The sequence below is a fragment of the Candidatus Rhodobacter oscarellae genome, assembly GCF_001078595.1.
GTDB classification, from domain to species: domain Bacteria; phylum Pseudomonadota; class Alphaproteobacteria; order Rhodobacterales; family Rhodobacteraceae; genus Rhodobacter_B; species Rhodobacter_B oscarellae.
On the sequence record NZ_LFTY01000002.1, the window covers coordinates 1925243 to 1936956 of the forward strand.

The window sequence follows — 11714 nt, forward strand, 5'->3', positions numbered from 1 at the left end:
CCGGAAGCTTTGAAAGCTTCCGGTCCGATTTCTTTAAAAGAAATCGGCGTTGCGCCTGTGTCCAAGGACCGCACCCCGCCTACTCCGCCGAGATCCGCGCCGAGAGCAGCCCCAGCCGCCCCATCGCCTCGCGCACCGCGTGCCGCACCCAGGCCGCCGTCAGCGGCATCCCGTCCATGTTCGGCAAAGCGATGAGTTTCTCATGGGCGATCTCGGCCTCGGCCAGCAGCAGGTGCCGCATCTGGCTGTCGCGGTTCTGCTCGATCACAAAGAGGTAGTCATGCCGGTCCGCGAACTCTTTGACCGCCTTGGCAAAGGGGAAGGCGCGCAGCCGCATATGGTTCATCGCCAGCCCCTCGCCCGCCAGCAGGTCCAGCCCCTCGCGCACCGCCAGGTCGGTCGCGCCGAAGCTCACCACCGCCAGCCGGGTCGCGGCGTCTTCAGAGACGACCGGCTGCGGCAGCGCCTCCGCCGCGCCGTCTATCTTGCGCTTGATGCGGTCCAACATCTCGGCATGGATGCGCGCGTCCTCGGTATAGCCTCCGGTATCGGTATGCGAGGTGCCGCGGGTGAAATAGGCGCCCTTGTCGGGATGCGTGCCGGGATAGGTGCGATAGGGGATGCCGTCGCCATCCACGTCGCGGTAGCGGGCGAACTCCGCCTCCTCCAGCATCGCCGCATCCATCACCTTGCCGCGGTCCGGCCGCCGCGCGTCGTCCCATTCCAGCGCGTCCACCACCCAGTCATTCATCCCCACGTCCAGGTCGCTCATCACGAAGATCGGCGTCTGGTAGCGGTCGGCGAAATCGAACGCGTCGACTGCCATGGTGAAGCACTCGCTGGGGTCAGAGGGCATCAGCAGGATATGCCCGGTATCGCCATGGCTGGCATAGGCGCAGGTCAGGATGTCGGATTGCTGCGTGCGCGTGGGCATGCCCGTCGAGGGCCCGCCGCGCTGCACGTTGAACAGCACCAGCGGGATCTCGGCAAAGTATGCCAGCCCGATGAACTCCTCCATCAGGCTGATCCCGGGCCCGGAGGTCGCCGTGAAGGACCGCGCGCCGTTCCAGCTGGCGCCGATCGCCATGCCAATGGCGGCCAGCTCATCCTCGGCCTGGATCACCGCGGCATTCAGCGTGCCATCCTCGCGGCGGCGGAACCTTTCGGCGTGGCGCTCGAAGTTTTCCACCAGCGAGGTCGAGGGCGTGATCGGGTACCAGGTCGCCACGGTGGCCCCGGCATAGACCGCGCCGAGCCCTGCGGCCTCGTTGCCGGTGATCATGATCTTGCCGTCGGTCTTGTCGGTCCTGGCGGCGCGCACCCGCGCCCGCATGTCGACATTCTCCGCCACCCAGTCGCGCCCCAGATGCAGCGCCTTTAGGTTGGGCGCGATCAGCTTGGGCTTGGATTTGAACGCTTGTTCAATTGAGGCCTCCACCACCTCGTTATCCAGCCCAATCAGGCTAATGAGCGCGCCCACGTAAAGCAGGTTCTTAAACAGCTGCCTTTGGCGCGTGTCGGTCCAGTGCTTGGCCACGATCCGCGCGATGGGGATGCCGACCACGTGGATGTCATCGCGGCCGAAGTCGCGCGGGAAGGTCGAATCGTAGATCAGGATGCCGCCGGGCAGCACCTCGGCGCTGTCGCGCTTATAGCTCTGCGGGTTCATCGCCACCATCACGTCGACGCCCTCGCGCCGCCCGGTATGCCCGGCCTGCGAGGCGCGGATCTCGTACCAGGTCGGCAGGCCCTGGATGTTGGAGGGAAAGATGTTCTTGGCACTGACCGGGATGCCCATCCGGAACAAAGCCTTGGCGCAGAGCAGGTTCGCGCTGGCCGAGCCCGACCCGTTCACGGTGCCGAATTTCAGGACGAACTCGTTTACGACAGGCTCACTCGGCGGCATAGGGCTGCTCCTGCGGGTCCGCGGGCACAATCGGTGCCGCCTTGGCCTCTTTGAGAAGGAACTTCTGCATGTCCCAGGCGCCGGTGGGGCAGCGCTCGGCGCAGAGCCCGCAATGCAGGCAGACGTCCTCGTCCTTGACCATCACCCGCCCCGTGGGCAGATCGCCCGACACGTAGAGGTCCTGGGCATGGTTCAGCGCCGGCACGCGCAGCCCGTCGCGCAGCTCCGGCTCTTCGGCGTTCTGGGTGAAGTTGATGCAGTCGACCGGGCAGATATCCATGCAGGCATCGCATTCGATGCATTTGTCATCGGTGAAGACCGTCTGGATGTCGCAGTTGAGGCAGCGCATCGCCTCGTCCAAGGCCTGCTGCACGTCAAAGCCCAGCTCGACCTCCATCGACAGGTCGCGCAGCGCCAGCGCCGGGTCGGCATGCGGCACCAGGTTGCGCGCCTCGTCCGAGATGTCGTTGTCATAGGACCATTCGTGGATGCCCATCTTCTGGCTCACCAGGTTGGTTTCCGGCGGGGGGCGATCTTGCAGATCGCGATCCTGGCAATGCAGATCGATGGAGATCGCCGCCTGGTGGCCATGGGCCACCGCCCAGATGATGTTCTCGGGGCCCCAGGCCGCATCGCCGCCAAAGAACACGCCCGGGCGGGTCGACATGAAGGTCTCTTTGTCAACGGCGGGCTCTTCCCACTCGTTGAACGCGATGCCCAGGTCGCGCTCGATCCAGGGAAAGGAGTTTTCCTGCCCCACCGCCATCAGCACGTCGTCGCATTCGATCACCACGTCGGGCGCGCCAGTGGGGATCAGCTTGCGGCGCCCGTCCACATACTCGGCGCGCATCTTCTCGAAGACCACCGCCTTGAGCCTGCCATTCTCGGTGACGAATTCCTTGGGCGAATGGTTGTCCAGGATGGGGATGCCCTCGCGCTCGGCGTCCTCGATCTCCCAGTCGCTGGCCTTCATATCGGCGCGCGGGCTGCGCACGGTGACGGTCACGCTGTCGGCGCCCAGCCGCAGCGCGGTGCGGCAGCAATCCATCGCGGTGTTGCCGCCGCCGATCACCACCACGCGCTTGCCGATGCGCTCGACATGTTTGAAGGCCACCGAGGCCAGAAAGTCGATGCCAAGATGGATGTTCGCATCCGCCTCGGCGCGGCCCGGCACCCGGGCCAGGTCCTTGCCGCGCGGCGCGCCGGTGCCCACGAACACCGCGTCGAACCCCTCGTCCAGCACCGCCTTAAGGCTGGTGATCTCCTCGCCAAAGCGCGTGGTCACGCCGAAATCCAGGATCCGCCCGACCTCCTCGTCCAGCACCGCCACGGGCAGCCGGAAAGAGGGGATGTTCTTTCGCATCAGCCCGCCGCCCTGGGGGTCTCGCTCGATCAGCGTGACGTCATAGCCAAGGGGCATCAGGTCCCGCGCCACGGTCAGCGAGGCCGGCCCCGCCCCGATCAATGCCACGCGCTTGCCGTTCTTTTGCGCCGGGATCTGCGGCATCAGGTGGTCGACCACGCCGCGGTTATCGGCGGCCACGCGCTTGAGGCGGCAGATCGCGACGGGCTTTTCCTCGATCCGGCCGCGGCGGCAGGCGGGCTCGCAGGGCCGATCGCAGGTGCGCCCAAGGATGCCGGGGAAGACGTTGCTTTCCCAGTTGATCATGAAGGCCTCGGTATATTGCCCGTGCGCGATCAGCCGGATGTATTCAGGAACGGGTGTGTGCGCGGGGCAGGCCCATTGGCAGTCCACGACCTTGTGGAAGTAACTCGGGTCACTGGTGTCCGTCCGGTCCATTGGCTTCCTGCCCACTCCACCGTTCAGCAAATTATTGCGACAAAAAATGTCGCATTACAAACATTGTTCGTCGTTTAGGTTCACGTTTTTGCGCGGATCGTTACCGCGGGTTGCCGCTTGTTACGTTTTGTGACCCGAGCGCCACAAAATTGCCGATCTAAATCAGGCGGTAAAAGCCCTGCGCGGTGCCCCCAAAGACCAGCTGATGCGCCGCTTGCGGAACCAGCTCGCGCATGGCGCGCGCCAGCGCGGCATAGTCGGAATAGAGGCTGTCTACGGGGAAGTTCGATCCGAACATGCAGCGCTCGGGCCCGAACTGCTCCAGGCAGGTCGCCACGATGGGGGCGAAATCCTGCTGGGTCCAGTCGTGCTGGAACATGCCCAATCCTGAGAGCTTGCAGGTCACATGCGGCAGCGCCGAGAGCGCTTTGAGCTGCTCGGCCCAGCGGGCCAGCCCGTCGGCGCTGCGATCATGCGGCGAACCCGCATGGCAGAGCGCCACCTGGGTTCCGGGCGCCTCTTGCAGCACCCGGGCTGTCCTTGCCATCAATTCCGGGATCAGTTGCAGATCAAAGCTCAGCCCCCGCCGACCGGCCTCCTGCACCCCCGCCAGAAAGCGGGGATCGGCCAAGAGCGCGTTCGTGCCCGTCACCGCATCCTCGCCCGGCGCGCGACCCAGGATCTGGCGCACGCCGCGCACGGAAGCCAGCGTTTGGAAGCGGTCAAGCTGCGCGCTCAGACCGTCCGAGGTCAGGTCGCAGAACACCACCTGCGCCAGGGGGCAATCGGGATTGGCGTCGGCGACGCCCTGCACCCACCGTGCCTCGGCCCAGCCATCCGCCGCGCCGACCTGGATATGCACCGAGCCCGCAAAGCCCTGCGCCGCGGCCTCCGCCCGGAACTCCTCGATCAGATAGTCCCGCTGGATCGGCGTCGGGTCGCCAAAGAAGCGCCGCGCGCCGCGCTCCATCAGCCAGGGGTAGTCCACCGCGCTTAAGTCCCATAGGTGGTGATGCGCGTCGATCCTCATGTCCCCGTTGCCTCCCCAAGAATGTCCCAGCCGTGCTGCTTCCAGAAATGCAGCAGATCGATGACGACCCAGTTCTCGGCCAGCTTGTCGCCCTGCCGCCGGTAGAGGTCGATCACACGGAACTCCGCCAGCTTGCCGTCCGGCTCCTGCCCCATGAAGGGCCCGGTGAGCCGCGCGGTGAAGTTGGGCCAGCCGAAGAAGCCGCCGAAATGCCCCTCGGCCAGCCGCGCGATATGGCCGGTGGAGGAGCGCTCTGAAAAGGCCGCGCGGAAGGGCGCGGAGTGCTGCTGGGCGTAGCGCGGGATGGTGTAGGTCGCGCCGATGCCCTCGGGGCCCCACCAGAGCATGTCCTCGTGCCAGGTGCGGCGCAGCTCCTCCTCCAGCGGCAGGCCAAGCTGCCAGGTGCCGAGGTCGTTGATCATCGCCTCAATCGCGGCCAGCGTGCGGCGACCCTCCTTCGGGTCGCGATCCTCGTGCAGCAGGCCGGCATGTGTCGTCGGGCCAGGCTGGACCAGGTGCTGCGCGGTCTGGCCGGGGAACGGCCGGTACCCGGCCTGGACCATCAGGTGGGGAATGTCGAAATACATCGCCTCTTCCACGACGCGCCCGCCATCGACCCGATGGAAGGCCGCGTAGCGCAGCATCACGATCTTACCGGTGGGTTTTAGGCCCAGCCAGGGGCGGTCGAAGAGCCCCATGAGGTGGCCCATCGACACCACCCAGCGCCCGCCCGCTGGCAGGTAATTCTCCCCGGCAAAGAAGATGTCCATACGCCGCTGTAGCGAGGTGATCGCGGCCCGCATGGGCCGCCACACCTGCTCAGAGACCGCCGCGGCGCCGATGATCTCGCCGAACGGGTGGAAGCCGCGCCACAGCAGATCGGGCCCGCAGGCGGGCATGTCCGCGCCCGCGTCCAGGGCGGCGTAATGGTCCAGAACCACCTGTTTTTCTGCTTGGAATCCCATGCGCGCCCACCGTTTTGCATACGCTTGCAAAAAAGACTTGCCAAATCCCGGGCGCTGAGTCTAGCCTTTTGCATACGCATGCAAACTGAGTCCGGGGCCACACCCGGCACATGGGGGGATTGCACCGGATGGCCGAGATCCAGCTGCGAAGCTTGTCGAAACGCTGGGGCTCCTTCGTGGGGGTCGACAAGTTCGACCTGACCATCGCGGACCAGGAGTTCCTGGTGCTGCTGGGCCCCTCGGGCTGCGGCAAGACCACCACGATGCGCATGATCGCGGGGCTCGAGGACGCCTCCGAGGGCGAGATCCTGATCGACGGCAAGGTGGTCAACGACCTCGAGCCCAAGGACCGCGACGTGGCCATGGTGTTCCAAAGCTACGCGCTCTACCCCAACATGTCGGTCTACGAGAACATCCGCTTCCCCCTCAAAGTGCGCGGGATCGACGCCAGCAGCCATGACGACCGGGTGCGGCGGGCCTCGGCAATGGTCGAGCTGGACGACTTCCTGCACCGCAAGCCCGCCGAGCTCTCTGGCGGTCAGCGCCAGCGCGTGGCCCTGGCCCGCGCCATCGTGCGCGAGCCCAACGTGTTCCTAATGGACGAGCCGCTGTCAAACCTCGACGCCAAGCTGCGGGTCTCGACCCGGGCGCAGATCAAGAACCTCTCCCACGAGCTTGCCGTGACCACGGTCTATGTCACCCATGACCAGATCGAGGCCATGACCCTGGCCGACCGCGTGGTGGTGATGAAGCAGGGCGTGGTGCAGCAGGTAGGCAGCCCGACCGATATCTATGACCGCCCGGCCAACACCTTTGTGGCGGGGTTCATCGGCAACCCGGCGATGAACCTGATGCAGGGCAGGATCGCGAAAGGCACCTTCGCCGCCCCCCATGTCGAGATCGTGGGCCTGCGGGCGCCGGACGGCCCAGCGACGCTGGGTTTTCGCGCCGAGGATGCCGCGCTGGCGACCCAGGGCCAGGGCCAGATCAACGCGCCGATCTACACCATGGAGCTTCTGGGCGAGGCCACCGCCGTCACCGTGCGCATCGCCGGCACGCTGGTAAGTGTCAAGGCCGACAAGTCGTTCCGCGCCGAGATCGCAGACATGGTCTCGATCGCGGTGCCACCCGAGATTTGCCACCTGTTCGATGGCGAAACGGGCGCGCGAATTGGGGATTGATCCCCGAATAAGAGCAGGGTGCGGGCTTGCAAGGCGCATCCTCAAAGAAGCGGAAACAGGGAGGATTTTATGTTTCTGAAGAAATTTGCACTGACCGGCGCGATGCTTGCGCTCACCAGCACCACCGCGCTTGCGGGCGGGCATGGCTGCGAGATTGGCGCGCGCGTGTCCATCGTGGGCAACGAGTTCCCGGCGATCCAGACCGTGGGGGCCGAGGCTGCCAAATGCAGCGGCGGCGAGGTCTCGACGAACCTCACCGCGGACCACCAGAAGATCAACGTGCCCGGCATGCAGGGCGACCCGGCGGAGTACACCTCGGCGATCATCGCGAACTCCTCCATCGTGGCGCTGATGAACGAGGACGTGATCCGCCCGCTGGATGATCTGGTGGCCAAGCATGGCGGCGCGCTGTCCAAGAACCAGCTGATCACCATCGACGGCAAGGTGATGGCCGTGGCGTTTATGGCCAACGCCCAGCACCTGATGTACCGCAAGGACATCCTGGCGGATCTTGGCATCGCGCCGCCCGCGAGCTACGAGGCGATGCTGGAGGCGGCCGAGATGATCCGCTCCAAGGGCATCATGGAGAACCCCATCGGCGGCGCCTATAAAGCCGGTTGGAACCTCGCGCAGGAGTTCAACAACATGTTCCTGGGCTATGGCGGCGCGCATTTTAAGGCGGGCACCGCCGAGCCCAGCGTGAACTCCGAGGCGGGCGTGAACACGCTGAACATGATGAAGGCGCTCTCGGGCTATATGAACCCCGACTTCCTGACCCATGACAGTAACGCGACCAACGCCGAGTATCGCGCGGGCAACGTGGCGTTGCTGAACATGTGGGGCTCGCGCGCCGCAACGCAGACCACCGCCGAGGGCGTCACCGAAGAGGTCAAGAACGGCCACGCCGTGGCCGGCCCGATGACCGTGGGCGGCGGCACGACGCCGGCCTCCACGCTCTGGTGGGACGGCTGGACCGTGGCCAAGAACATCTCTGACGCGGAGGCCGAGGCGACCTTCGTGGCGCTGATGAACGGCATCCGGCCCGACCTGATGAGCGATGAGGACGTGCGCACCCAGGCGGTGTGGCTGATCGACGGCTACGAGCCGACCGAGGCCGCCGTGGGCGTGTTCGAGGCCGCCAAGATGGGCACCATCGCCTACCCGATGCTGCCCTATATGGGGCTGATGCACACCGCCCTGGGCGCCGAGCTGCCGGACTTCATGAACGGCTCGGAGAGCGCCGAGCAGACCCTGGCGGATGTCGAGGCGGCCTATGTGGCCGCGGCCAAGGAAAAGGGCTTCTTGCAGTAAGACCTGCGAGGCCTGCGGTAGGGTGGGCAATATTGCCCACCCTACTCCCTTCATCCACGTTTTGACCTGATGCGAGCGCAATGAAACACGCGACCTTCTTCTGGTTCTTCCTGCCCACGGGCCTGGCGATGCTGTTCTTCATCGGCTTCTCGATGGTGTCGGTGCTGACCCAGTCGATCTTCGCCCCCCACGAGGCGGTGCTCAAAGAGGTCGAGACCTGCACGCCCCTGGTGGGCTGCACCACCGAGACCACCGTGGACCACGCCGCAACGGCAGAGAAGCGCGCCGCGCAGCCGCTGGGGCGGTTCGTCGGTTTGGACATCTATTTCGACCGCGGGCACCTGGCGGTGCAGGAGGTGGCCGAGATCTGGGCCACCGCGTCAGGCGGGGGGGACTTCTGGGACCGGCTCTATAATTTGCCATTCTACCGCGCGATGGCCTTCACGCTGGTCTTCACCTTCGTTGTCACGCCCTTCGTGATCCTCCTGGGGCTGATGATCGCGCTGGCGGTGAACGCGCTGCACGCGCGGCTGCGCGGCCTGATGATCTTCTTCTCGCTCTTGCCCTTCGTGGTGACGCCGCTGATCGGCGGGCTGGTGCTGTTTTGGATGTTTGACAGCCGCGGGATCCTGGGCTCGGCGCTGCAATACCTGGCCGGCGACCCTGATTTGTCGCTCAAGGCCTCGACCTCGCTGATGTGGATCTCGATCATCATCTGGGGGATCTGGCACGCGGCGCCCTTTGCCTTTGTGATCTTCTACGCGGGGCTGCAGACCCTGCCGCAGGACCAGATCGAGGCCGCCCGGATCGACGGCGCCTCGCGCTGGCAGCAGGTGCGCTATGTGGTGGTGCCGCATCTGATGCCGCTGGTGACCTTCGTGGCGCTGATCCAGCTGATGGACAACTTCCGGGTCTTCGAGCCCGTCGTGGCCTTCAACGCCTCGGCCCATGCCAACACGCTTTCGTGGTTCATCTACAACGACCTCAGCGGCGAGACGCGGCAGCTGTCCTCGGCCTCGGCGACCTCGGTGATGACGATCATTGGCGTGGCGATCCTGCTGGCGCCGGTGCTGGTGCGCAGCTGGCGCGACTTCAAGGGGAAGGTGTAAGATGGCGGGAGCCGCTCAGAGACGCCCCCTGGGGCTGCGCGTCACGATCTATGCCTTCGCGCTGGCCTGGCTGGTCGCCGCCGCCTTCCCGTTCATCTGGACGGCCTGGGGCAGCTTCAAGGTCGAGCTTGATTTCTTCTCCATCGCCGATTGGACCTATGCGCTGACAGGCGAGCGCACCACGGCCGAATACGGGCGCCCCTTCACCGGCGCGGGCTATCACGGCTCCTGGGTGCAGCAGGAGTTCTGGCGCAACGTCATCAACACCTTCATCATCTGCTTCTGCGTGGTGCTGACCTCGCTGACCATTGGCACGCTGGGCGGCTACGCGCTGTCGCGCTCGGGCTATCGCTATACGTTCTGGCTTTTGATCGCGGCGCTGATCTTCCGGGCCATGCCGCCGCTCACGCTGGTGGCGGGTTACATGCTGCCGTTCTTCGAATGGAACGTCTGGGGCATCCTGCCCACCACGATCATCGTGCTGGTGGCGATCAACCAGCCCTTCACGCTGTGGATGCTGCACTCGTTCTTCCAGAGCATCCCCAAGGAGCTGGACGAGAGCGCCAAGGTGGACGGCTGCACGCAGTTCCAGGCCTTCCGCTTCGTGATCATCCCGGTGATGTGGCCGGGGGTGATCACCACGGGGCTGTTCTCGTTCCTGCTGGCCTATAACGACTTCGCGGTGACCTCGATGCTGCTCAGCGAGAACAACCGCACCATGGTGCCCGAGATCGCCGCCTATCTGGGCACGACCTATACCGAGGGCAATGTGATGTTCGCGGTGGCGGCGGCGGTATCGGCAATAATCCCGCTCTTCATCCTGGTGCTGTTCTTTCAGCGCCAGATCGTTAGCGGTCTAACCGCGGGGGCTGTGAAGGGGTGATCGGTGGTTCGGCAAAGCCGACAAAAGGTCCGGGGGACCTTTTGAACCGCGAACGCGCGGAGCGCAGGATGGTTCGCTTGGCAACACAATGCTCGCCCAACCCTGGCGGGCAGTTCTCGCAAAGAGCGAACGGCACAACAAAGGAAAAACATGGCAATTGAACACCTGAAACGCTCTAAAACCGAGGCCGAGAAGGCCGAAGAGGACAGCAAGGTGCGCGGCGTGGTCGAGGCGACCCTGGCCGATATCAAGGCCCGGGGCGATGAAGCGGTGCGCGACCTCAGCCAGAAATTCGACGGCTACGCGCCCGGGGCCTTCCGCCTCTCGGATGGCGAGATCGAGGCCGCCATGTCCCAGGTCTCGGCCCGCGACATGGAGGACATCAAATACGCCCAGCGCCAGATCCGCCGCTTCGCCGAGGCCCAGCGCGCCTCGATGACCGATATCGAGGTCGAGACCGAGCCGGGGGTGATCCTGGGGCATAAGAATATCCCGGTGCAATCCGTCGGCTGCTATGTGCCCGGCGGCAAGTTCCCGATGGTGGCCAGCGCGCATATGTCGGTGCTGACCGCTTCGGTGGCAGGGGTGCCGCGCATCATCGCCTCCGCGCCCCCGGTCGAGGGCAAGCCGCACCCGGCCATCGTGGCCGCGATGCAGCTGGGCGGCGCGCATGAGATCTATTGCCTCGGCGGCATCCAGGCGGTGGGCGCGATGGCGCTGGGGACGCAGAGCATCGAGCCCGTGCATATGCTCGTGGGCCCCGGCAATGCGTTCGTGGCCGAGGCCAAGCGCCAGCTTTACGGGCGCGTGGGGATCGACCTCTTTGCGGGCCCCACCGAGACCATGGTGATCGCCGACGAGAGCGTGGATGCCGAGCTCTGCGCCACCGATCTTTTGGGCCAGGCCGAGCACGGCTATAACTCGCCCGCCTGCCTGATCACCAACTCCGCCAGGCTGGCCGAGGAGACCCTGGCCGAGATCGACCGCATCCTGCAGATCCTGCCCACCCGCGAGACCGCCGCGGCGTCCTGGCGCGACTATGGCGACGTGGTGCTGTGCGAGACCTATGACGAGATGCTAAAACGCGCCAATGAGATGGCCTATGAGCATGTGCAGGTGATGACCGACCGCGACGACTGGTTCCTGGAGCATATGCAGAGCTATGGCGCGCTGTTCCTGGGGCCCCGGACGAACGTGGCCAATGGCGACAAGGTGATCGGCACCAACCACACGCTGCCCACCAAGAAGGCCGGGCGCTATACGGGCGGGCTCTGGGTCGGCAAGTTCCTGAAAACCCACAGCTATCAGCGGATCGAGACCGACGCGGCGGCGGCCCAGATGGGCGCCTATGGCTCGCGGCTCTGCATGCTGGAGGGCTTCGTGGGCCATGCCGAGCAGTGCAACATCCGCGTGCGGCGCTATGGCGGGCGCAACGTGCCCTATGGCGAGGCGGCGGAATGAGCTTAGTTTCGAATTTTGCATGCGCAAAATCCGACCGACTGGGAGGGGCTCTGCCCCTCCCAGACCC

The 11714-nt window shown here is 65.5% G+C and carries 9 protein-coding genes; 5 read left to right on the plus strand and 4 right to left on the minus strand.

Annotation, left to right across the window (positions count from 1 at the left end):
- Positions 1–79: 79 nt before the first annotated feature.
- From AIOL_RS14095 to AIOL_RS14110, 4 genes are all read right to left on the minus strand, one after another.
- Positions 80–1906, minus strand: a complete 1827-nt coding sequence (locus AIOL_RS14095; protein ID WP_049643566.1) for a 2-oxoacid:acceptor oxidoreductase subunit alpha — start codon at positions 1904–1906, stop codon at positions 80–82.
- Positions 1893–3707 (minus strand): FAD-dependent oxidoreductase, encoded by a 1815-nt coding sequence (locus AIOL_RS14100; protein WP_049643567.1) that lies wholly within the window; start codon positions 3705–3707, stop codon positions 1893–1895. Before AIOL_RS14100 ends, AIOL_RS14095 begins: the two co-directional genes overlap by 14 nt.
- A 157-nt stretch (positions 3708–3864) precedes the next feature.
- Positions 3865–4737, minus strand: a complete 873-nt coding sequence (locus AIOL_RS14105) for an amidohydrolase family protein (RefSeq protein ID WP_049643568.1) — start codon at positions 4735–4737, stop codon at positions 3865–3867.
- The gene (locus AIOL_RS14110; protein ID WP_049643569.1) at positions 4734–5702 is read right to left on the minus strand and encodes a nuclear transport factor 2 family protein; all 969 of its coding nucleotides are present in this window, start codon (positions 5700–5702) and stop codon (positions 4734–4736) included. Before AIOL_RS14110 ends, AIOL_RS14105 begins: the two co-directional genes overlap by 4 nt.
- A gap of 128 nt (positions 5703–5830) precedes the next feature.
- On the opposite strand from AIOL_RS14110, the gene AIOL_RS14115 reads away from it, so the two are divergent.
- The 5 genes from AIOL_RS14115 to hisD all read left to right on the plus strand — a co-directional run bounded on the left by AIOL_RS14115 (position 5831) and on the right by hisD (position 11647).
- Entirely contained in the window at positions 5831–6883 is a 1053-nt protein-coding gene (locus AIOL_RS14115; protein ID WP_049643570.1) for an ABC transporter ATP-binding protein, read from the plus strand.
- 69 nt (positions 6884–6952) lie between these two features.
- Positions 6953–8194 (plus strand): ABC transporter substrate-binding protein, encoded by a 1242-nt coding sequence (locus AIOL_RS14120; RefSeq protein ID WP_049643571.1) that lies wholly within the window; start codon positions 6953–6955, stop codon positions 8192–8194.
- A gap of 80 nt (positions 8195–8274) precedes the next feature.
- Positions 8275–9303 carry a carbohydrate ABC transporter permease gene (locus tag AIOL_RS14125; RefSeq protein WP_049643572.1) on the plus strand — a complete coding sequence of 343 codons (1029 nt, stop codon included), beginning with the start codon at positions 8275–8277 and terminating at the stop codon, positions 9301–9303.
- Position 9304: 1 nt separating this feature from the next.
- Positions 9305–10186: a carbohydrate ABC transporter permease gene (locus AIOL_RS14130; protein WP_049643573.1), complete on the plus strand. Its 882-nt coding sequence runs from the start codon at positions 9305–9307 to the stop codon at positions 10184–10186.
- A gap of 150 nt (positions 10187–10336) precedes the next feature.
- The gene (gene hisD / locus AIOL_RS14135) at positions 10337–11647 is read left to right on the plus strand and encodes a histidinol dehydrogenase (protein ID WP_049643574.1); all 1311 of its coding nucleotides are present in this window, start codon (positions 10337–10339) and stop codon (positions 11645–11647) included.
- The last annotated feature ends 67 nt before the right edge of the window (positions 11648–11714 follow it).